At 74.1% G+C, this 25,376-nt stretch carries 28 protein-coding genes; 13 read left to right on the plus strand and 15 right to left on the minus strand.

All coding sequences use genetic code 11. From position 1 onward, the window contains the following. Window positions 1-177: 177 nt before the first annotated feature. Entirely contained in the window at window positions 178-771 is a 594-nt protein-coding gene (locus LG274_RS07325; protein ID WP_298985948.1) for a hypothetical protein, read from the minus strand. A 152-nt stretch (window positions 772-923) separates the two neighbouring features. Here LG274_RS07325 and idi point away from each other — a divergent pair, with 152 nt between their 5' ends. Continuing rightward, complete coding sequence (idi, locus tag LG274_RS07330) at window positions 924-1,496, plus strand: isopentenyl-diphosphate Delta-isomerase (protein ID WP_298710159.1); 573 nt, start codon at window positions 924-926, stop codon at window positions 1,494-1,496. 27 nt (window positions 1,497-1,523) lie between these two features. Here the strand turns inward: idi and trxA are convergent, their stop codons facing one another. Together trxA and LG274_RS07340 are read right to left on the minus strand one after the other, a co-directional pair. Next, complete coding sequence (gene trxA / locus LG274_RS07335) at window positions 1,524-1,940, minus strand: thioredoxin (RefSeq protein ID WP_404463663.1); 417 nt, start codon at window positions 1,938-1,940, stop codon at window positions 1,524-1,526. 154 nt (window positions 1,941-2,094) lie between these two features. Continuing rightward, window positions 2,095-2,913, minus strand: a complete 819-nt coding sequence (locus LG274_RS07340; RefSeq protein ID WP_404463665.1) for an aldo/keto reductase — start codon at window positions 2,911-2,913, stop codon at window positions 2,095-2,097. Window positions 2,914-3,094: 181 nt separating this feature from the next. Here LG274_RS07340 and aroQ point away from each other — a divergent pair, with 181 nt between their 5' ends. Together aroQ and LG274_RS07350 are read left to right on the plus strand one after the other, a co-directional pair. Next, the gene (gene aroQ, locus LG274_RS07345; RefSeq protein WP_298710155.1) at window positions 3,095-3,550 is read left to right on the plus strand and encodes a type II 3-dehydroquinate dehydratase; all 456 of its coding nucleotides are present in this window, start codon (window positions 3,095-3,097) and stop codon (window positions 3,548-3,550) included. A gap of 107 nt (window positions 3,551-3,657) precedes the next feature. Further along, on the plus strand, window positions 3,658-4,140 hold the full coding sequence (locus LG274_RS07350) for a pyridoxamine 5'-phosphate oxidase family protein (RefSeq protein ID WP_298710153.1): 483 nt from the start codon (window positions 3,658-3,660) through the stop codon (window positions 4,138-4,140). A 160-nt stretch (window positions 4,141-4,300) separates the two neighbouring features. On the opposite strand, the gene rlmN is transcribed toward LG274_RS07350, so the two are convergent. After that, window positions 4,301-5,698 carry a 23S rRNA (adenine(2503)-C(2))-methyltransferase RlmN gene (gene rlmN, locus LG274_RS07355; RefSeq protein ID WP_404463668.1) on the minus strand — a complete coding sequence of 466 codons (1,398 nt, stop codon included), beginning with the start codon at window positions 5,696-5,698 and terminating at the stop codon, window positions 4,301-4,303. Window positions 5,699-6,109: 411 nt separating this feature from the next. Between rlmN and LG274_RS07360 the strand changes: the two genes are divergently transcribed. Next, complete coding sequence (locus LG274_RS07360) at window positions 6,110-6,385, plus strand: three-helix bundle dimerization domain-containing protein (protein WP_366371540.1); 276 nt, start codon at window positions 6,110-6,112, stop codon at window positions 6,383-6,385. Between the two features lie 12 nt (window positions 6,386-6,397). On the opposite strand, the gene LG274_RS07365 is transcribed toward LG274_RS07360, so the two are convergent. Next, a complete protein-coding gene (locus LG274_RS07365; protein WP_404463670.1) occupies window positions 6,398-7,651 on the minus strand; it encodes an isochorismate synthase MenF in 1,254 nt (417 codons plus the stop codon). A gap of 146 nt (window positions 7,652-7,797) precedes the next feature. Here LG274_RS07365 and LG274_RS07370 point away from each other — a divergent pair, with 146 nt between their 5' ends. The 4 genes from LG274_RS07370 to LG274_RS07385 all read left to right on the plus strand — a co-directional run bounded on the left by LG274_RS07370 (window position 7,798) and on the right by LG274_RS07385 (window position 11,910). Then, window positions 7,798-8,523, plus strand: coding sequence for a low molecular weight phosphatase family protein (locus tag LG274_RS07370; protein ID WP_404463672.1), 726 nt, complete (start codon window positions 7,798-7,800; stop codon window positions 8,521-8,523). A gap of 181 nt (window positions 8,524-8,704) precedes the next feature. Further along, window positions 8,705-9,064, plus strand: coding sequence for a metal-sensitive transcriptional regulator (locus LG274_RS07375; RefSeq protein WP_248115718.1), 360 nt, complete (start codon window positions 8,705-8,707; stop codon window positions 9,062-9,064). Window positions 9,065-9,156: 92 nt separating this feature from the next. Further along, the gene (locus LG274_RS07380) at window positions 9,157-9,375 is read left to right on the plus strand and encodes a heavy-metal-associated domain-containing protein (RefSeq protein WP_404463675.1); all 219 of its coding nucleotides are present in this window, start codon (window positions 9,157-9,159) and stop codon (window positions 9,373-9,375) included. A 3-nt stretch (window positions 9,376-9,378) separates the two neighbouring features. Further along, window positions 9,379-11,910, plus strand: coding sequence for a heavy metal translocating P-type ATPase (locus LG274_RS07385; RefSeq protein WP_404463677.1), 2,532 nt, complete (start codon window positions 9,379-9,381; stop codon window positions 11,908-11,910). A gap of 8 nt (window positions 11,911-11,918) precedes the next feature. Here LG274_RS07385 and LG274_RS07390 read toward each other — a convergent pair whose 3' ends face one another. After that, entirely contained in the window at window positions 11,919-12,338 is a 420-nt protein-coding gene (locus LG274_RS07390; protein WP_248115720.1) for a DUF4259 domain-containing protein, read from the minus strand. 74 nt (window positions 12,339-12,412) lie between these two features. Here LG274_RS07390 and LG274_RS07395 point away from each other — a divergent pair, with 74 nt between their 5' ends. Continuing rightward, window positions 12,413-12,994, plus strand: coding sequence for an SRPBCC family protein (locus tag LG274_RS07395; RefSeq protein WP_404463679.1), 582 nt, complete (start codon window positions 12,413-12,415; stop codon window positions 12,992-12,994). Between the two features lie 31 nt (window positions 12,995-13,025). Here LG274_RS07395 and LG274_RS07400 read toward each other — a convergent pair whose 3' ends face one another. Beyond that, window positions 13,026-13,346, minus strand: coding sequence for a putative quinol monooxygenase (locus tag LG274_RS07400; RefSeq protein ID WP_248115722.1), 321 nt, complete (start codon window positions 13,344-13,346; stop codon window positions 13,026-13,028). Beyond that, window positions 13,343-13,783, minus strand: a complete 441-nt coding sequence (locus LG274_RS07405) for a hotdog fold thioesterase (RefSeq protein WP_248115723.1) — start codon at window positions 13,781-13,783, stop codon at window positions 13,343-13,345. Before LG274_RS07405 ends, LG274_RS07400 begins: the two co-directional genes overlap by 4 nt. A gap of 49 nt (window positions 13,784-13,832) precedes the next feature. Between LG274_RS07405 and LG274_RS07410 the strand changes: the two genes are divergently transcribed. Beyond that, the gene (locus LG274_RS07410; protein WP_404463680.1) at window positions 13,833-14,735 is read left to right on the plus strand and encodes an alpha/beta fold hydrolase; all 903 of its coding nucleotides are present in this window, start codon (window positions 13,833-13,835) and stop codon (window positions 14,733-14,735) included. 154 nt (window positions 14,736-14,889) lie between these two features. On the opposite strand, the gene adhP is transcribed toward LG274_RS07410, so the two are convergent. The 4 genes from adhP to LG274_RS07430 all read right to left on the minus strand — a co-directional run bounded on the left by adhP (window position 14,890) and on the right by LG274_RS07430 (window position 19,523). Continuing rightward, entirely contained in the window at window positions 14,890-15,921 is a 1,032-nt protein-coding gene (gene adhP / locus LG274_RS07415) for an alcohol dehydrogenase AdhP (RefSeq protein ID WP_404463682.1), read from the minus strand. A 52-nt stretch (window positions 15,922-15,973) separates the two neighbouring features. Next, window positions 15,974-17,497 (minus strand): aldehyde dehydrogenase family protein, encoded by a 1,524-nt coding sequence (locus LG274_RS07420; protein WP_404463684.1) that lies wholly within the window; start codon window positions 17,495-17,497, stop codon window positions 15,974-15,976. A gap of 122 nt (window positions 17,498-17,619) precedes the next feature. Further along, complete coding sequence (locus tag LG274_RS07425; protein ID WP_404463686.1) at window positions 17,620-19,089, minus strand: GAF domain-containing protein; 1,470 nt, start codon at window positions 19,087-19,089, stop codon at window positions 17,620-17,622. Next, window positions 19,086-19,523, minus strand: a complete 438-nt coding sequence (locus LG274_RS07430) for a DUF779 domain-containing protein (protein ID WP_336265240.1) — start codon at window positions 19,521-19,523, stop codon at window positions 19,086-19,088. The genes LG274_RS07425 and LG274_RS07430 overlap by 4 nt, the downstream gene beginning before the upstream one ends. Before the next feature lie 295 nt (window positions 19,524-19,818). Here LG274_RS07430 and LG274_RS07435 point away from each other — a divergent pair, with 295 nt between their 5' ends. Continuing rightward, window positions 19,819-20,379 carry a GNAT family N-acetyltransferase gene (locus LG274_RS07435; RefSeq protein WP_404463688.1) on the plus strand — a complete coding sequence of 187 codons (561 nt, stop codon included), beginning with the start codon at window positions 19,819-19,821 and terminating at the stop codon, window positions 20,377-20,379. Between the two features lie 37 nt (window positions 20,380-20,416). Here LG274_RS07435 and LG274_RS07440 read toward each other — a convergent pair whose 3' ends face one another. Next, entirely contained in the window at window positions 20,417-22,072 is a 1,656-nt protein-coding gene (locus LG274_RS07440; protein ID WP_404463690.1) for a thiamine pyrophosphate-dependent enzyme, read from the minus strand. Between the two features lie 159 nt (window positions 22,073-22,231). On the opposite strand from LG274_RS07440, the gene LG274_RS07445 reads away from it, so the two are divergent. Then, window positions 22,232-23,065: a CGNR zinc finger domain-containing protein gene (locus tag LG274_RS07445; RefSeq protein WP_319075927.1), complete on the plus strand. Its 834-nt coding sequence runs from the start codon at window positions 22,232-22,234 to the stop codon at window positions 23,063-23,065. Between the two features lie 75 nt (window positions 23,066-23,140). Then, on the plus strand, window positions 23,141-24,154 hold the full coding sequence (locus LG274_RS07450; protein ID WP_248115728.1) for an L-lactate dehydrogenase: 1,014 nt from the start codon (window positions 23,141-23,143) through the stop codon (window positions 24,152-24,154). A gap of 50 nt (window positions 24,155-24,204) precedes the next feature. On the opposite strand, the gene LG274_RS07455 is transcribed toward LG274_RS07450, so the two are convergent. Both LG274_RS07455 and LG274_RS07460 read right to left on the minus strand, forming a co-directional pair. Continuing rightward, window positions 24,205-24,600, minus strand: a complete 396-nt coding sequence (locus LG274_RS07455) for a hypothetical protein (RefSeq protein WP_248115729.1) — start codon at window positions 24,598-24,600, stop codon at window positions 24,205-24,207. A gap of 133 nt (window positions 24,601-24,733) precedes the next feature. Further along, entirely contained in the window at window positions 24,734-25,315 is a 582-nt protein-coding gene (locus tag LG274_RS07460) for a hypothetical protein (protein ID WP_248115730.1), read from the minus strand. Between the last annotated feature and the right edge of the window lie 61 nt (window positions 25,316-25,376).

Below are 25,376 nucleotides of genomic sequence, written 5' to 3' on the forward strand. Positions count from 1 at the left end.
TCCGTGGTGTCGCTCGATGGTTCGATCGTCGAATGTCCTCTCCGAGGACGGTAACGGCCCCCGGTCCGGCCCGTCCAGCCGAGCGTACCCGTGCGACGCGGACGGACACGCCCGGCGGCGGACCGCCGGGCGGATCAGGAGGTGGCCGCCGGGCGCGGTGAGGGACCGCCGGGCGGATCAGGAGGTGGCGGCCGCGTTCTCCTCGGTGGCCTTCTCCAGGGTCATCTCGGGGTCCGCGAGCTGTCCCGTCCACTCGCCGGAGACGGCGTAAGCCACGCAGTGCGTCCCCTCGGAGCCGAAGGAGCTGAGCTCCGCGGCGGTGACGACGGCGCCGTTCAGGCGCTCCTCCTCCTTCGCCAGGCGGGCACCCTCGGCCTGGCAGACGGCGGCGGTGGTGGAGGCCGTGTCGGCCGGGTCCGCGGCGGGGACGGCCCAGAGGTACTCCGCGGTGTGCTTCTCGGCGCAGTCCACGGGGGTGAAGTTGCTGAGGTCGCGCACGCCCACGTCCGCGGTGAAGCAGGCGCCGGGCGAGTAGTCGGCCGCGGCGGCGGTGCTCGAAGCGGAGGAGGAGGACTCGGTGGCCGACGCGGAGGCGGAGGCCGACGTCGAGGACTCGGCGGAGACGGACGGGGTCGTGGAGGTGGACGACGCGGAGGTGGACTCGGAGGACGTAGGAGCGTCCGAGCCGCCGCACGCGGTCAGGGCCAGGAGGGCCGCAGCGGAGAGGGCGGCGAGGCCGGCGGGACGCGCGAAGGCGGGGGTACGGGTCATGGGTCTGGTGTCTCCTGGGATCAGAACGGGCGGCCGCCCCGGATGGAGGCGTCGAAATCGGATTCTATCCGCCCAGGTCAGGGGCTGCGGCCCGCCGGTCGCGGTCCCTGGTCACCCCGGTGCACGGCCTCCGCGCCTGCCACACTGGGGGGATGGAGACGTCCTCGCCCCGCACCCCCGCCGCCCCGTCCGCCGTCGAGCTGGTGGTGCTCCTGGGTTCGGACGGCGTCCCCGTGGGCACCGAGCCCAAGGCGACGGTGCACCGCCGCGTGGACGAGGGCGGCACCCCGCTGCACCTGGCGTTCTCCTGCCACGTGTACGACGCGGCCGGGCGCTTCCTGCTCACGCGGCGCGCCCTGGGCAAGAAGGCGTTCGGCGGCGTGTGGACCAACGGTTTCTGCGGCCATCCCGGCGTCGGGGAAAGCCCCGCCGCGGCCGTGGTGCGGCGCGCCCCCCAGGAGCTGGGCGTGGGCGTGCGGGACGTGACGCCGCTGCTGCCGGACTTCCGCTACCGCGCCGTCGACGCCGGGGGCATGGAGGAGCACGAGGTGTGCCCCGTGTTCCGGGCCGAGATCGACGGCGACCCCGCCCCGGAGCGGGACGAGGTCGCCGAATGGTGCTGGGTCACCGTCCCCGAGCTGACGGCCGCGCTGGCCGCCGTGCCCCGAGCGTTCAGTCCGTGGCTCGTGGAGCAGTGGGAGCAGGGGGCGTTCAGCGCGCGTTGAGGTCGACGCGCGTCGGGCTGGACGCGGTCAGCGCGCGTTGAGCGCGTCGGGCTGGGCGGACTCGTCCGCGCCGGCCTCGGCGCCGTCCTCACCCTCCTGCGCCATGCGGCGCACCTCCTCGACGTCCAGGCCCTTGACCTGCTCGAGGAGCTGATCGAGCGCCGAGCCGGGAAGGGCGCCGGCCTGGGAGAACACGAGCACGCCGCCGCGGAACGCCATCAGCGTGGGGATCGAGGTGATCCCGGCCATCGCGGCGAGCTGCTGCTCGGCCTCGGTGTCCACCTTGGCGAACACGACGTCCTCATGCTTCTCCGAGGCGGCCTCGAAGACCGGGGCGAACTGGCGGCACGGGCCGCACCAGGAGGCCCAGAAGTCCACCAGGACGGTGTCGTTCTCGGAGACGGTCGAGCCGAAGGCGTCGAGGGTGAGATCGGCGGTGGCCATGGGAGGTCCTTTCATCGGTGGCGACGTCGGCGCCCGAGCGGGGCGGCGCCGTCAGTGGTTCACGGGGTGGAACAGGCCGTCGAGCGCGGCTATTCCGCCCCGCGCCTCTGTCCCCGCGCGCGGGACCCCCGGCACCGCGCCGGTTCCGGCGCGTTCAGTGCCCGAACGTCTCCGGGTGCTGCCGGGGGCCGGAGCCGTCGTCGAGCGCGTCGATCCCGGCCATCTCCACGGGCGTGAGGGAGAAGGAGAGGAGGTCCAGGTTCTCGGCCTGGCGCGCCGGATCCGCCGACTTGGGGATGACGACGCGCCCGTGCTGCAGGTGCCAGCGCAACACCACCTGCTGCACGGTGCGCCCCGTCCGGGCGACGGCGGCCGTGATCGCCTCGCGGGTCTCGATGCCGAGCTCGGCGCGGCCGATGGGCGAGTAGGCCGTGACCACGGCGCCGTGCGCGTGGACGGCGGCCTGCCAGCCGGGGATCGCGGCCACGGGGTCCACCTGGATCTGGTCGACCGGGGCCCGCAGTCCGGCCTCCGCGAGGCGGTCCAGGTGCTCGGCCGTGAAGTTGGAGACGCCCCACGCGCGGATCAGGCCCGTCTCCACGAGGCCCGCGAGCGCGGCCGCCGTCTCCACGTACCGGTCCTGCTCGGGATTGGGCCAGTGGATGAGCACGAGGTCGGCATGGTCCACGCCCAGGCGGCGCAGGGAGGCCTCGACGGCGGGCCGCACCCGCTCCGGGCCGCCGTGGTGCTCCCTGTTGAACTTCGTGGTGAGGAACAGCTCGTCGCGGGTGAGCACGCCCTCGGCGAGGGCCCGGGCGACGGCGAGGCCCACCGCGTCCTCGTTCCCGTAGTTCTCCGCCGTGTCGACGTGGCGGTAGCCGGCCGCGAGGGCCGCGTGCACCGCGTCGGCGCCCTCCTCCCCGGCCAGGCGCCACGTGCCCAGCCCGATCCGGGGCATCTCGACGCCGGCCACGCCCGTGCCCGTCAGCGTGACGGTGGCGGGGACGTCGGCGCCGAGGTCGGGGGCGGCGGCGTGGGGGCCGCGCGCGAGTCGCGGACGACGCCGGCGACGTACGCTCGCAGGGGACGCCGCCGTCGCCGTCCGGCCCCGTCCGCCCGCCCCGCCCTCCCCTCCGACACCCCCAGGAGACGCCATGACCGACCAGAGCGCCCGCACCGTGTTCGTCCTCAACGGCCCGAACCTGAACCTGCTCGGCACGCGCGAGCCGGAGGTCTACGGGACGGCCACCCTCGACGACGTCCGCGACCTCACCGAGGCACGCGCGGCGCAGCACGGCCTCGCCGTGGAGTTCCGCCAGTCCAACCACGAGGGCGTGCTGATCGACTGGATCCACGAGGCGCGGGAGGCCGCCGTCGGGATCGTGCTGAACCCGGGCGGCTTCACCCACACGTCCGTCGCGATCCGGGACGCGCTGTCCGCCGTCGAGATCCCGGCCGTGGAGGTGCACCTGAGCAACGTGCACGCCCGCGAGCCGTTCCGGCACCACTCCTACCTCTCCCCCGTGGTCGAGGCGGTCATCGCCGGTGCGGGCGTGCACGGCTACGCGTACGCCGTGGAGCAGATCGCGCACCTCGCGTCCGAGGACTGAGGCACGACGCCGGCCGCCGTCGTCCGGCGCGCGAGCCTGGCCGAGCCCCGGCGCAGGGGCCTAGCGTCGGGGTCACGCACTGACCGTGAGACCGAAGGAGAGCCGTCATGGCTGAGAAGGACCCCCGCACCCACCTGCTCGAGAGGCTGGCCGACGTCCGTGTCGCCATGCTCACCACCTCTGAGGCCGACGGCCGCCTCGTGACCCGCCCCATGGGCCTGCAGGAGGCCGAGCAGGACGGCACCCTGTGGTTCATGACCCGCGCGAGCTCCGACGTCGCCGACGAGGCCGCCCAGCGTCCCGTGAACGTGGCGGTCCAGGAGAGGTCCTTCTGGGCGTCCGTCTCCGGCCACGGCCAGGTGGTCCGTGACGACGAGCGCAAGAGGAAGTACTGGAGCGCCGTCAACGAGTCCTTCTTCGGTGAGGGCTCGACGCCCGAGGATCCGCAGATCGTGCTCGTGCGCGTGGACGCCGAGTCCGCGCAGTACTGGGAATCCGCGGGCGCGGTGGCCACCGCGGTCGAGGTCGTGAAGGCCAAGGTCACCGGTGGCACCGCCGAGCCGGGCGACTCGACGACCGTGGAGTTCTGATCCGCTGAGGGGCGGATTCGGCAAGGCCCCGAGCTGGAGACCGACGACGGCGCCCCGCACCTCTGGGAGAAGAGGTGCGGGGCGCCGTCGGGTGCGGGTGCCCCCGTTCCACGAGTGCGAGTGACCGGTAAACCCCGTTCCGTCAGCGAAAGCGCCGGGGTCAGTCCTCGTCCTCGGCCGCGAGCTGGCCGCATGCGCCGTCGATCTCCTTGCCGCGGGTGTCGCGCAGCGTCGTGGGGATGCCGGCCGCGTTGAGGCGGTCGACGAACTCGCGGGTGACGTCCCGCTCCGAGGCGGTCCAGATGGATCCCGGCGTCGGATTCAGCGGGATGGGGTTCACGTGCACCCAGCCCTTGCCGCGCGCGTTGAGCTTCTTGGCCAGCAGGTCGGCGCGCCACGCGTGGTCGTTCATGTCCTTGATGAGGGCGTACTCGATGGACACGCGCCGGCCGGTCTTCACGAAGTAGTCGTAGGCGGCGTCGATGGCCTCGTCCGCCTTCCACCGCGAATTCACGGGGATGAGCTCGTCGCGCAGCTCGTCGTCGGGGGCGTGGAGGGAGAGCGCGAAGGTGAGCGGGATGCCCTCCTCCGTCAGCTTGCGGATGGCCGGCACCAGGCCGACCGTGGAGAGCGTGACGTGCCGCGCGGACATGCCCAGGCCCTCCGGTGCCGGGTCCACCATGCGTCGCACGGAGGCGATCACGCGCTTGTAGTTGGCCAGCGGCTCGCCCATGCCCATGAAGACGACGTTGGTGACGCGGTCGGCGTCGTGCCCGCCGTCCTTGCGCTTGCCGCCGAGGCCGCCCGCGGCGATCACCTGGTTGGCGCGCACGATCTGCTCCACGATCTCGGCCGTGGACATGTTGCGGGTCAGCCCGGCCTGGCCCGTGGCGCAGAACGGGCAGTTCATGCCGCAGCCGGCCTGGCTGGACACGCACAGCGTGACGCGGCCGGGATAGCGCATCAGCACGGACTCCACGAGCGCGCCGTCGAACAGGCGCCACAGGAACTTGATCGTGTCCCCCCGGTCGGTCTCCATGCGGCGGACCTCGGTGAGCAGCGGCGGGAAGAACGCCTCGGCGATCGCCTCCCGCTTGTCCTTGGGCAGGTCCGTCATCTGCTCCGGGTCCGTGGTGAAGTGCTCGAAGTAGTGCACGGAGAGCTGCTTCGCGCGGAACGCGGGCAGGCCGATCTCCTTCGCCTTCTCCTGGCGCTCGGCCAGGGTGAGGTCGGCGAGGTGCTGCGGCGGCTGGGAGACCCGCGGCTGCTTGAACTGCAGCTGCGGGCGTCCGTCCGGTCCCATGGGCTGGGCCCAGCCCTCGGTCTTGGGCATCACCTGGGGGCGCTCGGCGGCCGCGGCCTCGCGGCGCTTCGGCGCGGAGAGCTGGTGGCCGACCCCGGCGCGGTGCATGCGCTCGCGGTCCTCGGCGAGCTGGCGGGCCTCGGACTCGTCGATCATGCCGCGCTCGGGCCGTTTGAACGCAGGCTTGCCGGTGCGGTCCGTGCGATGGGCGGGGGCGGGCTTCGAGCCGGGGCGGCGGGGCTGGTAGTCAGACATCCCGTCCATTCTCCCAGACGGGGCGGCGGTCCCGGCGGGTCGGTTCCCGACGACGTCGGCAGCCCCCGCAGGATCCGGCGCGCCACCGCGCCCCGCCGGCCAGGACAGGGGCACCATGGCTGCGTTCACCTTTCGTTTACCTTGCGCCCGAGGTCTCGCCGACCAGGGACCCATCGCCCGGATCCGCACGATTCCGGCATCGTCTGGACCTTGGAGGGACCTTGCGAGGGTTCGACGGACGCTCCGGACCACCGGCGAAGACTTGCCAAATCCCGCCGCCCGAGTAGGCTGGTTAACAAGTTGTTCACCTTTCGTTCACTTTGGAAGGGTGGGACACATCGATCCATCCGGCGGGGCCCGCCCCGCATCAGCCGCCGAGTGTCACGCCCGGCTCAGAGAGGAGTCATCCCCATGACCACCCCGAACACCGACCACCACCTGCCCACCGCCCCCAGCCCCCTGATGCAGCGCCACGTGCTGGCCCGCGTCGAGAACAAGCTCGCCCAGCGCTTCGCGGACGAGGTCCCCGCCGACGCCGTGCGCGCCACCGTCCGCGCGGTCGTCGCCGACCTCAAGGCCGAGGCCCGCCTGACCACGTTCCTGCCGGCCCTCGCCGAGCACGAGGCCGGCCGCCGCCTGCGCGAGGCCGCGCATGCCGCGGCCCCCGGGGTCGCCCAGGCCGCCTGAGCCGCCCCGGGGTCAGCGGAGCCCGAGCGCCCGCCGCATCGGCTGGAGCTTCACGCCGACCTCCACGACCTCCTCCTCGGGCACCGCCCCGGGCACCATGCCGCCGCCGGCGTGCAGCCGGATCCCGCCGGACACCTGCTGGCCGCAGCGCAGGGCGAGCGCGATCACGCCGTCGCCGGTCTCGTCCATCCACCCCACGGGCCCGGCGTAGCGGCCGCGGTCCACGGGCTCGACCTCGGCGATCAGCCGCACGGCCGCCTCTCGCGGCGTGCCGCCGACCGCCGCCGTCGGGTGCAGGGCCGCCACGACGTCCAGGACGGTGCCGCCCCCGTCCCGAAGCCGCCCGCGCACGGCCGTGGCCAGGTGGTGCACGTTGGGCAGGGTCAGCACGGTGGGCGCCGGATCCGCGTCCTCCAGCTCCACCACCGGTGCGAGGGCGTCCACCACCGATCGAGCAGCCCAGCGGTGCTCATGGCCGAGGCGCTCGTCCGCGGCGAGGCGGGCCCGCAGCGCGGCGTCCTCGGCCGCCGTCGCACCCCGCGGCAGGGAGCCGGCCAGCACGCGCGAGGAGACCTCGCCCGCGTGGCGCGTCGCGAGGATCTCCGGGGTGGCCCCCACGAGCCCGCCGACGGCGAACACCCACGTCTGCGGGTAGTCCGCCCGCAGCGCCTCGACCGCGCGCCACAGGTCTGCGTCCTCGGCCGGCACCGTCAACGTGCGGCTGATGACGACCTTCTCGAGCGGCTCCCGCCCGGCCCCGTCCCCGTGGCGCGCCAGGCGTTCCAGGACCTCCCGCACCCCGGCGGCGTAGCCGACGTCGTCCCACGCGTGCTCCGCGGTGTCCGCGGGCAGGGGGAAATCCTCGCCTGTCAGCAGGCGCGCGTCCGGATCGGCGGCGGCGGCCGCGGCGAGCGCCGCGCCGTCCGCGTGCTGCTCGATGCCGCGCACCCCGTCCGCATCCGCCCGGGCGAGCCGCTCGGGCACGCGGAGGACGGCGGGCTCGGCGGAGTCGTCGGCGAAGGTCGAGGAGATCCAGCCGCGCACGGGCGCCGCGGGGTCCGGCCGTCCCGCGACGGCGGCCTGCCACAGCGCGGAGAGCCGGCGCAGCCGATCCCGCCCCGTCAGGAGCACCGTCCACCCGCCGGTGCCGCGCCATGCGACGTCCCCCTGCGCCCAGACCACCGCGTCTGCGAACGGCGAGGCGGCGGCGTCGAGCACGCCGGCCACGGCCGGGCCGACGTCCGGGAGGGCGGATCGGGCACACATGGCGTCCATTCTCTCCCACGGCCGGGCCGTCGCGAACGGCCCCGCCCGGCCGCACCGCCGCCTCCTCGCAGACGCGATGCACTAGCGTGGAGGGGTTCGTTAGCCCCGCGTTCACCTCGAACGCCCGCCCACCCGAGGTCCTTCCCATGTGCCCCATCCCCCCGGATCCCGACGCCGCTCCCCGCGCCCCCGAGGACGGCGCCCCGCTCGACGCCGTCGCCGACCAGCCCTCGGAGGCGGCGCCGCACGGGATGCCCGCCCGCGTGCTGGAGCGCGAGGCCGTGCGCCTGCACGCGCGGTACCCGGAGGTGGGCGACGTGGCGACGGCGCGCACCGTGCTGGCCGAGTCCTACGCCACGCTGTCCGCCACGAGCCGTCACCCGGAGATGCTCGCGACCACCTCGGTGCGCCACGCGGCCGACCGGCTGCGCGCCATGGCGATCGCGCAGGGCAGCATCGAGTCGCGCCACCCCCGCGTGCTCTTCGTGTGCCACGGCAACGCCGGCCGCTCGCAGATGGCCGCGGCCCTGCTGGAGAACCGCTCCGCCGGCGCGGTGAAGGCCCGCTCCGCCGGCACCTCCCCCGCGGGCGAGATCATCCCCACCGCGCTGGACGCCATGACCGAGGCGGGCATCCCCCTGCACCACGCCTACCCCAAGGGGCTGGACGAGGACGTCCTGCGGACGACCGAGCTGGTGGTGCTCTTCGACGGTGCGGACCCGTTCGAGATCCCCGCGGGCGCGGAGGTCCGCCGCTGGCCCGTCCCCTCCATCCGCGGCCTCGGAATCGAGCAGGTGCGGAGCGTGCGCGACGCCCTCGACCTCCAGGTGCGCGAGCTGATCGCCGACCTGGAGGAGCGGGCCGCCGCCTGAGCGTCGCCCCTGCCCTCCCCCACGGCCGCCCGGCCGCTCGCCGGGCGGCCGTTGCCGTCGCACGAGCCGGCACGGAGGCGCGACGGGGTCGCGCGGCCACGGCGACGCCGCGCAAGGACACACCGCGCGCGGCGGGATCGGCCCATGGACGGCATACCCACAGGGGGTATATGGTCCAGGGGTGAACAGCGAATCCGCCGGCACCTCCGCGTGCCACGCCGTCGACCCGTGCGAGGGCCCCGAGCCGCCCCACGCCGTCCACCGTGACAGGGACGCGCACCTGAAGCGGCTGCGCCGCATCGAGGGGCAGGTCCGCGGCATCCACCGCATGGTGGAGGAGGACGTGTACTGCATCGACGTCCTCACGCAGGTCGCCGCCGTCACCAAGGCCCTGCAGGCCCTGAGCCTCAACCTCACCTCGGAGCACCTGCGCCACTGCGTGGCGGAGGCCGCCGTGCAGGCGGAGGCGCAGGGGCGCACCGACCTCATCGACGAGAAGGTCGCGGAGGCCACGGCCGCCATCGGGCGGCTGCTGCGCTGACGCGCATCGCCGTCCGCGCCCTCACCGCCCAGACCTCAGACACCACCGGAACCACCGGAACCACCGGAACCGCCCACCCGAAGGAGCACCCCATGACCACCACCGACCTGAAGATCACCGGCATGACCTGCGGCCACTGCGTCGCGTCCGTGACGGAGGAGCTCGCCGAGCTCCCCGGCGTGACCGCCGTGGACGTGGACCTCGTCAAGGGCGGCGCGTCCACCGCCACCGTGACTTCCGAGTCCGACCTCGACCCCGCCGCCGTGCGCGCCGCCGTCGAGGAGGCCGGCTACCAGATCGTGGAGGGCTGACCCGTGACGGAGAATCGCACCCGCACTCCCGCGCAGGCCGCCGCCGATGTGCTCAGCACCGGCGGGCGCCGCGTGGACCTCGACGTCTCCGGCATGACGTGCGCCTCGTGCGTCGGCCGGGTGGAGCGCAAGCTCGGGAAGATCGACGGCGTCGAGGCCTCGGTGAACCTGCCCCTCGAGCGGGCCACCGTCACCGCGCCCGAGGGCGTGAGCGACGCCGAGCTGATCGCCGCCGTCGAGAAGGCCGGATACACGGCGCGGGTGCGCGAGGACCCGCACGCGCGGCCCGCCGTCACCACGGCCCCCACCCCGGGCGCGGAGCCGACCGCGGACGCCGGCGCCATGGAGGACGCGGGGCACGCCGGAGGCCCCGCGGGTTCCAGCACCGGCCACCACGCCGCTCGCGGCGATCGCCCCGGCCACGCGGACCACGACCACGTGAACCACCTGGAGCACGGCCCGCGGGAGGACGTGCTGCGCCCACGGCTGATCGGGGCGGCCCTGCTGAGCCTGCCCGTCCTGCTGATCTCCATGGTCCCGGCGCTGCAGTTCCCGCACTGGGGCTGGGCGGCGCTCGCACTCTCCGCGCCGGTGGTGTTCTGGGCGGCCTGGCCGTTCCACTCCGCCGCCGTCCGCGCGGGCCGCCACGGCAGCTCCACCATGGACACCCTCGTGTCCGTGGGCGTGCTCGTCTCGTGGGGCTACTCCGCGATCGAGCTGCTGCTCGACCCGGGCATGACCGCCCACGTGGGCGGCGGCATGGCAGCGATGATGCACCACAGCCTCTACTTCGAGACCGCGGCGGTCATCACCACCTTCCTGCTGCTGGGCCGCTGGCTCGAGGCCCGCGCCAAGCGGGAGGCCGGCGCCGCCCTGCGCGCCCTCCTGGACCTCGGCGCGGCCCAGGCCACCCTGCTCCCCGGCTGGGACAGCGCCGACGCCGGCGACGGCCCCTCCGGCGCCCGCCTCGCCGAGCGCGTGGTCCCTGCAGAGCAGGTAAACCCCGGCGACGTCGTCGTGGTCCGCCCGGGCGAGAAGGTCCCCTCCGACGCGGTGGTGCTCGAGGGCACCTCCGCCGTGGACGCCTCCCTGCTCACCGGCGAGTCCGTGCCCGTGGAGGTCGGCCCCGGGGACGAGGTCACGGGCGCCACCCTGAACACCTCCGGCCGCCTGATCGCACGCGTCACCCGCACCGGCGCGGACACGACGCTCGCCCAGATGGGCCGCCTCGTCTCGGACGCACAGACCGGCAAGGCCCGCGTCGCCCGCCTGGCGGACCGCATCTCGGCCGTGTTCGTGCCCGTCGTCCTGGCGCTGGCCGTGCTCACGTTCGCCGTGTGGCTGCTCGTCACCGGCGGCGACGTGGCCCCCGCCCTGCGTGCCGGCGTCGCCGTGCTGGTGATCGCGTGCCCGTGCGCGCTCGGCCTCGCCACCCCCGTTGGACTGCTGGCCGGCACCGGCCGCGCCTCCCAGCTGGGCATCCTCATCCGCGGCCCCGAAGTCCTCGAGGACACCCGCACGGTGGACACCCTCGTGCTGGACAAGACCGGCACCGTGACCGAGGGCCGCATGCGCCTGGCCGCCGTCCGCCCCGTCTCCGTGGGCGAAGCGGAAGCCTCTCCAGACGCCTCCGTGCGCGGGACGGGAGCCCCCGGCGCCGCCGCGCACCCGGCCGAGGACCGCGTCCTCGCGCTCGCCGCGGCCGTGGAGACCGGCTCCGAGCACCCGATCGCCCGTGCGATCGTCGACGGCGCCCGCGAGCGCGGCCTCGATCTCGCCGCCGTGCAGGACTTCGCCTCCACCCCGGGCGGCGGCGTGACCGGCGTGGTCGAGGGCCGCCGCGTGGCCGTGGGACGTGGATCCGTGGTCGACGACGCCCTCGGCGGCCCGATCCCCGCCGAGCACGCGGAGGCCTTCGCGGCCGCCGAGTCCGCCGGCGCCACCGCCGTGTGGGTGGCCGTGGACGGCCGGCTCGCCGGGATCGTCTCCGTGACGGACACCGTGAAGCCCTCCTCCGCGGCCGCGATCGCCCGGCTCAAGGACCTGGGCCTGCGCCCGCTGCTGGTGACCGGTGACAACGCCGCGGTGGCCGCCCAGGTGGGCGCCGCCGTCGGGATCGCACCCGAGGACGTGGTGGCCGGCGTCCGCCCCGAGGACAAGGTGGACGTGGTCCGCCGCCTGCAGGCCGAGGGCCGCGTGGTCGCCATGGTGGGCGACGGCGTCAACGACGCCCCCGCGCTCGCCGCCGCGGACATGGGGATCGCGATGGGCTCGGGGACGGACGTGGCCCGCGAGGCCGCGCAGATCACCGTGCTCGGCGACGACCTGGACCAGGTGGTGCAGGCGCTCGAGCTGAGCCGGAGGACTCTCGCCATCATCCGGATGAACCTGTTCTGGGCGTTCGCGTACAACGTGCTCGGCATCCCGATTGCGGCATTGGGCCTGCTGAACCCGATGATCGCCGGCGGCGCGATGGCGGCCTCGAGCGTGCTCGTGGTGCTGAACTCCCTGCGGCTCACGCGCTACGGGCGCTGAGCACCGGCTCAGTTCGGGACGGCGGCCGCGCGGGAGACCGCGAGCCACTCCTCGTGCTCGCCGGACTCCTCCCAGCGCTCGAACAGCTCGGAGGAGGCCGGCTCGCGCAGCACGACGCCGATCAGCTCGTGCAGGGTCAGGACGTCCTCGTCGGAGAACTGGGCCCGGAAGGTGGAGAGGTCCAGCTCGTCCGTGCCGGCGATCTCCTCGAGGGCGGCTGCCGCGGGGGCCTCGGAGTCGTCCGCCACCCGCAGGATCGCACCCATGGCGAGGAGCCGGGCGCCGGGGTCCGCGGGGATGAAGTCCTCATCCTCCTCCGAGCGGAAGGTGCCGCGGTACTCGTCGAGCCGGAAGGTCCCGTCCAGGACCTCGTCCACCAGCTCCTGCGCGGCGTCGTTCTCGAAGACGTGGATTCCCCAGGTGCTCATGGAGCAACACTAGGCCCGCCGCGCCGCCGGGGCCAGGACTCCGGCCGGTTCCCAGGGGTTCCTAGACTGGCCGCATGAGCACCGAGCCGACCCCCTCCGCGAGCCCCGAGACCCCCGCGACCTCCCCGTCCGAACAGAGCGAGCCGGGCGCACCGTCGTCGTCCGCCGCCCTGCCCCGTGCCGCGGCGCAGGCGGCGTGGCCCACGCGCGTCGAGGTCGGCGAGCGCCAGGTGGCCTACCGGCTCACCGTGGACGCCCCCGCCGAGGAGCTGTGGGCTGCGCTGGCCGACCCGCACCGGCACCACGAGGTGGACGGTTCGGGGACCGTGAAGCCGAAGGTCAACGGGCCGCACCGGCTGGCCGTGGGCGACCGGTTCACCGCCGCCATGAAGAAGTACGGGGTGCCGTACCGGATGACGCTGACCACCACGGCCTCCGAGCCGGACCGCCTGATCGAGTGGGCGCACCCGGGCGGGCACCGCTGGCGCTGGGAGTTCCTGGACAACGGGGACGGCACCACGGAGGTCACCGAGATCTTCGACTACTCCTGGACGCGCCCCGCCGTGGGGAAGGCGCTCGAGACGCTGCGGCTCACCAAGGACAACGCCCGCGGCATCCAGGCCAGCCTCACGCGGCTGGCGGCCCGCCACCTCTGAGGGGCCCCGTCGTCGTCGAAGGGGGGGGTGCTCAGAAGGCGCCGTGCGCCGTCGTCCAGTGCGTGGCCGCCGGCGGCTCCGCCAGGTGCGGTGTGACGAGGGCACGCCAGGCCGGGAACGCGTCCGACTCGCGGAAGCCCACGGTGTGGTCCTCGAGGCGGCGCCACCCGATGATCAGCCGGTAGCACAGGGGGTCCTCCACCTGTCGGACCAGCTCGAAGGACGTGGCGTCCCTGTCCCGGAACAGCGCGGCGGCCTCGGCGACGGCGGTCTCGAATGCCTCCTCGGCACCCTCGGCCACGTGCAGCTCGACCATCTCGCGGACCGGCCCCGACGGCGTCGCGGCGCTCATGCGCGCGGCCTCGGGCTCGTGGAGTGGCCGGTGAACCAGGCGACGAGCTGGCCGTCCGCCTCGATGCGGACCTCGATCATGCGGTCCCGGCCGAACTCGACGGACTGTCGGGCGGTGGCGGTGAGCCGCGCGCCCAGGCGGGCCGGCGCCACGTAGGTGATCTCCGCGCGCCGGGTGACGGGAGCGGCGCCGAAGGTCGCCACGCAGTACGCCAGCGCCGAGTCCGCGAGGTGGAACAGGAAGCCGCCGTGGCAGATCTCGTGGGAGTTCACCATGTCCGCAGTGACGTCGCGGTGCAGCACCACGCGGCCCTCGGCCACCTCGCCGAGGGTGACGCCGTGCTCGCGCACCGCGGGGTCGTTCGCGTAGATCTCCTCGAGGCGGGCGAGGATCTCGTCCCGGCTCTGGCCGGGCGAGCTCTGGGGGGTCTCAGTCATGGGCCCATTGTGTCGCAGGTCGCGCCGCCCCCGCGCCTAGGGTGGCGGCGTGACGCAGACCACCTCCACCCCCGTGCGCCTCCGCGCCCGCGACGGCTTCGTGCTCGCGGCCCGCCACTTCGCCCCCACGACGACGCCCCCGGCCCGGCCCGCCGGCGCGGTGGTGATCGCCTCGGCGACCGGGGTGAAGGCCACGTACTACCGGCGCTACGCCGAGTTCCTCGCCGGCCACGGGTTCCACGCGGTCACGTTCGACTACCGGGGTGTCGGGGAGTCCCGCGAGCCGTTCGCCGTGGCCCGGCGGGCGCGGTGGGCGGACTGGGGCGCCCTCGACACGGACGCCGTGCTCGGCTGGGCCCGGACGCACCTGCCCGGCCCCCTCCTGACGGTGGGCCACAGCTACGGCGGGTTCGGCATCGGGCTCGCGGAGGAGGCGCGTCACGTGGCCCGGCACGTGGCCGTCGGCGGGCAGCACGCCCACTGGCGGGACTACCGGGCGCGGCCGGGGAGGGCGCGGATGTGGGCGCGGTGGCACGCGGCGATGCCGGCGATCACGCTGGCCCGCGGTCACTTCCCGGGGCGGCGGCTCGGCTGGCTCGAGGACCTGCCGCGCGGGGTCGCCCTGGACTGGGCGCGCAGTCGCCGCGACTTCACCGCGAGCGCCCGCACCGCCGCCGGCCGGGACGAGCTGCGCCGTCGTCTGGCCGCGTTCACGGCGGACGCGCTGATCGTGGCGCCCGTGGACGACGACTTCGGCACCGACGCCGCCCTCGACCGCGCGGACGCCTACTCGCCGGGTCGGCGGACGGTGCGCTGGCGGGTGCGGCCGGAGGAGCTCGGTGTCGCGGAGATCGGGCACTTCGGACTGTTCCACGCGCGGTTCGCGCCGACCTTCTGGCCGGCCACGCTGGAGTGGCTGCGCGACGGCGTCGTCCCGGCCGCGGCCCGCTGAGGCTCGCGCACCGGAATCGCCGCGGCCCGCCCCGTCCCCGCGACGACGACGGCGGCCGCCCCGGCCCGGGTCTCCGGGCGGGACGACCGCCGTCGCACTGGTGCGTGTGATGTGTCGACACTACCCCGCGCCCAGCCGACGCCCAGGCGACACGTCAGTCCTGCATCGCGTAGTCGATGACGACGCGGCCCTCGATCTTGCCGTGGCGCATCTCCTCGAACACGTCGTTGATCTCGGTGAGCGGGCGGGTGTGGAACGTCGGGTGGATCTTCCCGGCCGCATAGAACTCGAGCGCCTCGACCATGTCCTGACGGGTGCCCACGATCGAGCCGCGGATGGTCAGGCCCTTGAGGACGATGTCGAAGATCGGCGCGGGGAAGTCGCCCGGGGGCAGGCCGTTGAACACGATGGTGCCGCCGCGGCGGGTCATCGCGATGGCCTGGCCGAACGCCTGCGGGTGCACGGCCGTGACGAGCACGCCGTGGGCGCCGCCGATCTTCTCCTGGATCTCCACGGAGGGGTCCGCGACGTTCGCGTTCACGGTCAGCTCCGCGCCGTGCCGGGAGGCGAGCGCCAGCTTGTCGTCCGCGACGTCCACGGCCACCACGCGCATGCCCATCGCCACGGCGTACTGCACCGCGATGTGCCCCAGGCCGCCGATGCCGGAGATTACGACCCACTGCCCGGGCCGCACCTCGGTCTGCTTCAGCCCCTTGTACACCGTGACGCCGGCGCACAGGATCGGGCCGACCTCCATCGGGTCCGCACCCTCGGGGATCAGGGGCGCGTAGCGGGCGTCCACGAGCATGTACTCGCCGAAGGATCCGTTCATGGAGTAGCCGCCGTTGACCTGCTCCTCGCACAGGGTCTCCCACCCGGTGCGGCAGTACTGGCAGTGGCCGCACGCGCCCCCCAGCCACGCGTTGCCGACCATGTCCCCGACCTTGAGGTTCTCGACGTCGGGTCCGACCTCCTCGACGATGCCCACGCCCTCGTGGCCCGGGATGAACGGCGGGGTCGGCTTCACCGGCCAGTCGCCCTCCATCGCGTGCAGGTCCGTGTGACAGACGCCCGAGGAGATGAGCTTCACGAGCGCTTGGTGCTGGCCGGGCGTCGGGCGCTCGACCTCCTGGACGTCGGCCTCTGTGCCGAACTGGGTGACGACGGCTGCCTTCATCGTGGTCATGGGGGATCACCTTTCGTGGAGTGGGGAGGGGGCGTGCAGTGCCGGCGTCGGCTCAGAAGAACCCGAGCTTGTCCTCGGAGTAGGAGACGAGCAGGTTCTTGGTCTGCTGGTAGTGGTCGAGCATCATCAGGTGGTTCTCGCGGCCGATGCCGGAGGACTTGTACCCGCCGAACGCGGCGTGGGCCGGGTAGGCGTGGTAGTTGTTCACCCACACGCGGCCGGCCTGGATCGCCCGGCCCGCACGGTAGGCGGTGTTGCCGTTCCGGGACCACACGCCGGCGCCGAGGCCGTAGAGGGTGTCGTTGGCGATCCGCATGGCGTCGTCGAAGTCGGTGAACGTGGTCGTCGAGACCACCGGCCCGAAGATCTCCTCCTGGAAGATGCGCATCGAGTTGTCCCCGCGGAAGATCGTGGGCTGCACGTAGTAGCCGCCGGCCAGTTCGCCCTCCATCTCGGCGCGGGCGCCGCCGATCAGCACCTCGGCGCCCTCCTGACGGCCGATGTCCAGGTAGGACGTGATCTTCTCGAGCTGGTCGTTGGAGGCCTGGGCGCCCATCATCACGTCCGTGTCCAGGGGGTTGCCGGTCACGATGCGCGAGGTCCGCTCCACGACGGCGTCGAGGAACTTCTCCGCGATCGACTCCTGCACGAGCGCACGCGACGGGCACGTGCAGACCTCGCCCTGGTTCAGCGCGAACAGGGTGAAGCCCTCCTGCGCCTTGTCCCAGTAGGCGTCGTCGGCCGCCATGACGTCCTCGAAGAAGACGTTGGGCGACTTGCCGCCCAGCTCCAGGGTCACCGGGATGATGTTCTCCGAGGCGTACTGCATGATCAGCCGGCCCGTCGTCGTCTCGCCCGTGAACGCGATCTTGCGGATGCGCGGCGACTGCGCGAGCGGCTTGCCGGCCTCGAGGCCGAAGCCGTTGACCACGTTGACGACGCCCGGCGGCAGCAGGTCCGCGATCAGCTCGATGAACACCATGATCGAGGCAGGGGTCTGCTCGGCGGGCTTGATCACGACGGCGTTGCCCGCGGCCAGCGCGGGTGCCAGCTTCCACACCCCCATCAGCAGCGGGAAGTTCCAGGGGATGATCTGGCCGACCACGCCGAGCGGCTCGTGGAAGTGATAGGCGACGGTGTCCTCGTCCACCTGGGACAGGCCGCCCTCCTGCGCGCGGATCGCGCCGGCGAAGTACCGGAAGTGGTCGATGGCCAGCGGGACGTCCGCGTTGAGGGTCTCCCGGACGGCCTTGCCGTTGTCCCAGGTCTCCGCGACCGCCAGCATCTCGAGGTTCTCCTCCATGCGGTCCGCGATGCGGTGCAGCACGAGCGCCCGCTCGGCCGCCGAGGTGGCGCCCCAGGCCGGGGCGGCCTTCCAGGCGGCGTCGAGGGCGGCGTCGATGTCCTCGGCCGTGCCGCGGGCGACCTCGCAGAACACCTTGCCCGTCACGGGCGTGACGTTCTCGAAGTACTGGCCCTTGACCGGGGGTGTCCACTCTCCGCCGATGAAGTGCTCGTAGCGGGACTTGAACTCGACCTTGGCTCCCTCGGTGCCCGGGAATGCGTAGACGGTCATGGTGCTGGCTCCTTTGCCTGCGGTTGCCTCGGCGCCGGGTGGCGCCTTGCCGTGGCTGTGACCCTAGTCACAAGGAGGTTGCACGAAGGTTGCAGCCGGGCGCGGGCGAGGGGCGGGCCGGGTCAGGCCAGGTCCCGCTCGATCCGCTCGAGCGTGGCCACGGCGAGCGCACGCCGCGGCGAGTCCGTCGGCAGCAGACGCAGGGCGGCGCCCCAGAGCTCGACGTCGTCGCGGGCCTCGGGGCGGCCCAGGTAGGCCCAGAGCTGTTCGACATCCGCGTCCTGGGCGACGGCCTCGCGCAGCGCCTCCCCCAGCTCCACCCGGATCGAGGCGACACCGGGGGACACCGACCGCGGCAGCACCGGCCCGGCCGCCGCGTGCAGCGCACGGTCCAGATCCCCGGCGCGCAGCGCCTCCCGCGCGCACAGCAGGTCCGCGCGCACCTCCCCCACGAGCCGGTACGGCCGGGACAGCAGCGCCACCGGCGCCCCCACGTCCTGCAGCGCCCGGCGGAGTCGATGCACCTCGGCGCGCAGCGAGATGGCGCGGGCGGGGGCGTCGCCCGGCGCGGGCCGGTGCCCGGCGGTCTCCTCCGGATACAGCGCGACCTCGAGCTCGGCGCCGGTCAGACCCGGGCCGTGCCACGCGAGGAGGGTGAGGATCTCGGCGTGCCGGCGGGTGAGCTCGACCCCGTCCAGCGTGGGCGGCAGGTGGCCGGTGACGCGCAGCAGGCCCGCGGCGGCGTCGTGGCGGTGCGGCGCGGCGGCGGGGCCCGGCCCCGGCGAGGCGGACGGCGGAGCCGAGGGGCCCGGCGTCGTGAGGGTGCCGCGGGGACGGCCCCGGGACGGGGCGGGCAGGTCCCGCCAGGCGGCGTGCACGGCGTCCACGGTGGCCTGGAGCAGCGGCAGGGCGAGGTGGCTGACGGCTTCCTCGCCGCCCGTGAGGTCCAGGACCCCGACGAGCCGCCCGGTGGCCGGGTCCGTGAGCGGGACGGCCGAACAGCTCCACGGGTGCACGCGCGGGCTCAGGTGCTCGCCGCGGCTGACCTGCGTGGGGGCTCCGGTCGCGAGGACGATGCCGGGGGCGGAGGTGCCCATGGACGCCTCGGACCAGTCGGCGCCGGCCACGAAGCCCATGGTCTCGGCGTGGCGCACCGCGGTCCGTTCGCCCTCGACCCACAGCAGGTGGCCGCGCGCATTGCCGATCGCGGCGAGCATCCCGGCCTCGGCCGCGGGGTGGATGAGCATGCGGCGGACCACCGGCAGGGCCACGGCGAGGCGCTGCTCGCGGCGGGCGGCGGCGAGGTCGTCGTCGGCGAGGGTGGCCGGGTCGCTCTGGCCGGGCACCCCGGGGGCGGTCGCGGACGCCCCCGCGTCGAGGGCTGACCCCGCGGGGGTGAGGGCGCCGAGGGAGCGCAGCCAGGACTCGCGGACCTCCCGGCGCAGCCCCTGGAGGGCGGCGCGCAGGCCCTGGTCCGCGCCGGTCGGAGCGGTGGGCGACGCCGGCGCGAGCGACAGGCGGACCGAGGCGAGGGACTCGTGGGCCCGGTCCACGGCGCGTCGGTAGGCGCCGGTCGCGAGGGTCGAGCTCATCCCGAGCCGGCCATCAACCGCGAACGGATCAGGAACCGCTTGCCCTCGGGGGCCTCGACGGAGAAGCCGGAGCCGCGCCCGTCCACCACGTCCAGGGTGAGGTGGGTGTGCTTCCAGTACTCGAACTGGGCGGCGGACATCCAGAACGGGATCTCCCCGGCGGCCTGGTCCCCCTCGGCGGGCAGGGCGAAGGTGCCCAGCAGGACGTCGGCGGCGCCGGTCGTGAAGTCGCCGGCGGGATAGCACATGGGCGCGGAGCCGTCGCAGCAGCCGCCGGACTGGTGGAACATGAGCGGGCCATGGATCGGGAGGAGTCGGCGGATCAGCTCGAGTGCCGCGGGCGTCATGGCGACGCGGGACACGGTCTCGCCCGGCAGCTCGGGGCGAGCTTCGAGCGCGGGCGCGTGCTCCGCCGACGAGGACGGCACGGTCATCGCGGCCTCCTGGGGATGGGCGATCGTCGGTCCCCCCACCCTAGCCCCCAACGTGACCCACGTCACCCCAGCTGGCGTCAGGGGCGGCGGCCCGGAGGGTGCACCGGGGGCTGTGCCGTGGGCTGGGTCGCTCGCGGGGCCACGTGCTCCGCCGCGAGCCAGACGTTTCGGCTGCAATCAGGGGCTGATCACCACCGAAACATCTGGCTCACGGCGCAGGGGTGGGGGGAAGAGGGCTGGGGCGGCGGGCGGCTTACTCGGCCGCGCCCGGCGTCCACCCTCGTACACTCGGCGCATGCTCCCGGACCCCAGCCCCACCGTCACCGTGGACGGCCTCCTGCTGCGCCCGCTGCGCGCCGCGGACGAGATCGCGGCGCGCGAGGCGGACGCCGAGCTGCACCGGGAGGGGTTCGACTTCCTGATGGCCGGCACCCGCTCCTTCCCCGCGATCCGCCGCGCGTTCGCCGCCGAGGCGCGCGGCGACGTCGAACCCGGCCGGGTGCCCGCCTCCTTCTACGTGGGCGTGGACGAGGCGGGCGAGCTGGTGGGCCGGGTGTCCGTCCGATGGGAGCTGAACGAGGCGCTGCGGCACGTCAACGGACACGTGGGCTACGCGGTGCGCCCCGCGTTCCGGAGGCGGGGGCACGCCGCGCGCCTGCTGCGCGGCGCCCTGACGCTGCTGGCCGCGCGCGGGACGCCCACCGCCCTGCTCACGTGCGACGAGACGAACACCGCCTCCGTGGCCACGATCCGCGCGTGCGGGGGCGTGCTGCGGGACCGGGTCGAGACGGACCTCGACGGTGCGCCCTTCCCCGAACCGAAGCTGCGCTTCGACGTCCCCACGACGGCGGCCTGACCGGAGGGGCGGCGCGGACCGCGCCGCGCCGCCGGCCTCAGTACGCCTTGACGCGCTGCTCCACGATCAGGTGGATGAGCGCGAAGCGGCCCTCCTCCTGCACGGCTTTCAGGGCGGCCTCGACGGCCGCGGGCACGTCCGCGTCCCGCTCCACGCGCACGCCGAACCCGCCGAACGCCTGCGCCATCTGCGCGAAGTCCGGGTTCTTCAGCTGCGTGCCGGAGATGCGCTCGGGGTACTGCTTCTCCTGGTGGGTGCGGATGGTGCCGTACTCCTGGTTGTCCATGACGACCACGAGGGGCGTGGCGCCGTACTGCGCGGCGGTCGCCAGCTCCTGGCCGTTCATGAGGAACTCGCCGTCGCCGGCGATGGTCACCACGGTGCGGTCCGGGAAGTTCAGGGACGCGGCCACGGCGCCCGGCACCGAGTAGCCCATGGAGCCGTTGCGGGCCGAGATCATGGCCCGGTAGCCCTCGGTCGGGAAGTACCGGTGCGCCCAGTTGGTGTGCTCGCCCGCGCCGAGGGAGACCATCGAGTCCTTCGGCAGCTTCGGCACCAGGTTGGCCATGAGCGTGGCCATCCTCGCCTGACCCTCGGACGGCTCGGCCGGGGGCAGGGCCGCGAACTTCTCCTGCTCGCCGCGCATGCGGGCGGTCCACTCCTCCCACTCCGGCTTGACCTCGAGCTCCATGCGGACGAGGTCGCGGACGAACACGTCCGGCTTCGCGACGATCTGGTGGGACACGGGACCGGAGCGGCCGCGCAGCGAGGGGTCGATGGTGACGAGGAAGTTCTTCTTGTCCCAGTTCTGGCGGATCGTGAAGCCGTTGGTCACGACGTCGCCGGGCACGGTGCCCACGAAGACGATGAGGTCGGTCTCCTCGAGCAGGTCGTAGGTGGGCTTGGGGCGGCCGTAGCCGATGGGCCCCACGTAGGAGGGCGAGGAGAACGGCACGGTGCCCTCGGTGCGCCACTCGGCGGCGGCCGGGATCTTGTGGTCCTCGAGCCACTGGGTGAGCTGCTGGGCGCCCTCGTCCGTGAAGTCGTTGCCGCCGGTGATGAACAGGGGCTTCTTCGACTCCTTCAGCGCCGCGTGCAGGGACTTCCAGTCCTCCACCGGCATGCCGCCCGGGGCCACGGGGATCTGCGGGTGCACGTGATCCTCGACCTCGACGCGGATGACGTCCTCCGGCAGGCCGACGACGACGGGCCCAGGGCGCCCGGAGGACGCGGCGAACATCGCCTCGGCCACGATCTCGGAGGCGCGCTCGGGGTGGTCCAGGACCATGACGCGCTTGGCGCCGCTGCCGAACCAGGCGTGCGGGTCGAACTCCTGGAAGGCCTCGCGGTCTCGGTGCTCGAACGGGATGAGGCCCACGAACAGCACCATGGCGGTGGAGTCCTGCCACGCGGTGTGCAGACCGACGTGGGCGTTCGCGGCGCCGGGACCGCGGGTCACCATGGCGACGCCGGGCACCTCGTTCATCTTGCCCTCGGCCTCGGCCATGTAGGTGGCCCCGCCCTCATGGCGGCACACCACGTTCTCGATCCCCGAGTCGTGCAGGCCGTCGAGGACGTCGAGGTAGGACTCACCGGGCACGGTGAACACGCGCTTCACGCCGTGCGACTCCAGGGTCTTCACGATCACGTGGCCGGCGCTCAGTCGCTCGGCGGCCTCGGGGTTCTGCGTCATGGGGGCTCCTGTCGGCGTGCTCCGGGAGCGCCCTCGCACCCCGGTCGGTCCGGCCCCGGCACTGGGATCGAGGGGCCTGCGGTCACAGTAGTTGACGACGCGCGGGCCGGGGAGGCGTGCCACGCGGTGTGACGTGGCACTCCCCCGTACAGTTGGCCCATGCTCTCCGCCCGCACCCTCACCCTGCTCTCCTCGATCGCCGCGTTCCTCAACACCGCGCCCGGCCCGCGAGGCGGTGCCGAGCAGCCCGAACGCCTGACCGCCGGCGCCCAGCTCGCCGACCTCGTCCCGGCCCTGCAGGAGGGCGACGCCCGCCTGCGCGTGGCCGCGGCCGCCGTCGTGCGCGCGAAGGACCTGCGCGAGCGCCTCACCTCCGCCTGGGCGCTGGCCGCCACGAACGAGGCCGCCGCCACCGAGGGCGTCAACGAGCTGCTGGCCACGGTCGGCCCCCTGCGCCTCGTGGCCGGGGAGGAGGCCGTGGACTTCGCGCCCGCGGACACCCCGTCCGACGCCGTCGAGCGCCTCACCGCGCTGGCCGCCCTCGCGATGGCCGAGGCCGCCGTCGACGGCGAGCTCTCCCGCCTGCGCGTGTGCGCGGGCGAGGACTGCGAGAACGCGCTCGTGGACGCCAGCCGCAACCGCTCCAAGCGCTTCTGCGACGCCGCCAACTGCGCCAACCGCACGCACGTGCGCAGCTACCGCGCGCGCCTGGCCGAGGAGACGGCGGAGACCCCAGCGCCCGAGGCGGGCGGGAAGGCGGAGCCCGTGAAGGAGGACGCCCCGGTCGAAGAGCCCGTGAAGGCCGAGGAGGGCAAGGCCGAGGAGGGCAAGGCCGAGGACGCCGCCAAGGCCGAGAAGAAGGCGGCCAAGGAGGCCGAGAAGAAGGCCCGCAAGAAGGCGGAGAAGAAGGCGGCCAAGGAGGCCGAGAAGGCCGCCAAGAAGGGCAAGAAGGACAAGAAGGCGAAGAAGGACACGGAGAAGTCCGACGACTGACGCCCGTCTGAACTCCCGGTGACGGGGCGCGCGGCCCCCTTCTGCGCGGCGCGGGTCGCCCCTACGCTGGCGCCCATGAGCGACCAGCGCGACCCGGCCCCCTCCCCCGCCCCGTCCCCGTGGGCGGTCAGCGACCCCGGCGTCCCCGCCCACCGCAAGGTCGGCGTGGTGGGAGCCGGCGGCGTCGGGACGGCGATCGCGTACGCCACCCTGATCCGCGGCGTGGCCCGCGAGGTCGCGCTCTACGACATCGACGAGCCCAAGGTGCGCGCCGAGGTCCTCGACCTCGCCCATGGCACGCCCTTCACCTCCGCGGACGCGATGACCGGCGGGGCGGACCCCGCGGTGCTGGCGGAGGCGGAGATCGTGGTGGTCACGGCCGGCGCGAAGCAGAAGCCGGGCCAGACCCGCCTGGACCTGGCCGAGCGCAACGTGGCGATCCTGCACGACCTGCTCCCCCGGGTGCAGGCCGCGGCGCCGGACGCGCTCATCGTGCTGGTGACCAACCCCGTGGACGTCCTCACCCTCGTGGCGCAGCGGATCACGGGGCTGCCCGCCGGACGGGTGATCGGCTCCGGCACCCTCCTGGACACCTCACGCCTGCGCTGGCTGCTGGCGGGTCGGGCGGGGGTGCACACGTCGTCGGTGCACGCGTCCATCCTGGGCGAGCACGGGGACACGGAGTTCCCGGCGTGGAGCTCCGCGCGGATCGGGCCGATGCCCATCCTCGAGTGGCCCGACGCCGCCGCGCCGCTCTTCTCGCTCGCGGACCTGGACGCCATCGCCCACACCGTCACGAACGCGGCCTACGAGGTGATCCAGGGCAAGGGCGCCACCACCTACGCGGTGGGCGTCGCGACGACGCGCCTGCTCGAGGCGGTCCTGCGGGACCAGCACGCCATCCTGCCGGTCTCCACGGTGCTCGACGGCCCCCACGGGCTGCACGACGTCGCGCTCTCGCTGCCGGCCGTCGTCGGGCGGGCGGGGGTGGAGCGGGTCATCCCGCTCGAACTGGACGCGGCCGAGACCGCGAAGCTGCAGGCCTCGGCCGCCGCGCTGCGGGCGACGGCGGCGCGGTTCGGCTTCTGAGGGGCGGTCCGGCTTGTGAGGCGCGGGCGGGGGTCCTCCAGCCGGCGAGCTCAGCCCTGCGGCCCACGCTCCTTGGCGGCGCGCTCGGCGGCCGCCTTGGCGCGGCGCTCGGCGGCCGCCTTGCGGAAGGTCTCCTCGGAGGAGAGGTTCACGCCGGAGCCATGGGAGAGGCGCGGCGGATTCTCGCGGGTGGAGAGCTGCAGCATGGCGACCACCACGAGCGAGGTCATGAAGAACACGCCGAAGGCGATGAGGCCGATGTCCACGCGCAGCGGGTTCGAAGTGCCCCCCGAGGCGGTGAGGGCGGCGATGACGCCGCCGACGAGGCCGAGCACGGCGGAGAAGATCAGCGGGCCCTTGACCGTGGTGCGCAGCCCGCCGCGTGCCGGACGGCCGGCACCGGTGCCGGCGCGGTCGTGGGACGGACGGGGGGACGGTGCGCTCACGGTGCGCCTCCTACGGGCTCGGGTGGCGTGCGCGCGGGCGCACGGGGGTGACGGCGACGTCGGCCCGGGCGGGATCCTCCCCGCGGGCACGACGACGGGCCGCCCTCAGTCTACGCCGGGTGGCCGAGCCGGCTCAGAGGCCGCGGGCGCTACCGCGATCCCGGCGCACCTCGTGGTGGAAGCCGAGTCCGGAGATGAGCAGGAGGACGCCGATGATGATGGCGCCGCCGCCCACGATGCCGAGCTGGCCGTGGGGGTTGAGCCCCTGAAGGGCGCCGACCGCGAGGCCCAGACCGGAGAGCAGGCCCACGGCGCCCGTCCAGAGCTGGTCCCGGGCGGGGATGAACTCCCGGCGGTGCCGGGCCCACGCCACGAGCTCGGCCGCGCCGCCGGCCACGAGTGCGACCGCGACGGTGACGCCGATGGCCGAGGGAGAGCCCAGGAAGAGCATGACGATGGTCCCCAGCATCCACGCCGCGGCGGCGAGGGAGAGCGGGGAGCGCATGGCCACGGGCACGGGTTCGCGGCGCAGATACTCCCACATCGCGGAGCCGGAGAACACCAGGTAGAGCGCGAAGGCCACCTTCATCCAGGTGACGCCGGGGTTCGGCACGAACACGGTGGACAGGCCGAACACGAGCGCGACGACGGCGCGGACGAGGATCGGCTTGAACACCACGGAGGAGATCTCGAGGGGGGTGGTCACGGCAGGCACCGCATCAGTCTAGGCGCGGTCGTCCCGGGGGCGCGGGGACGGGGCGTGAGGAGGGGGCGCG

The sequence above is a fragment of the Micrococcus antarcticus genome, assembly GCF_044872765.1.
Taxonomy (GTDB): domain Bacteria; phylum Actinomycetota; class Actinomycetes; order Actinomycetales; family Micrococcaceae; genus Micrococcus.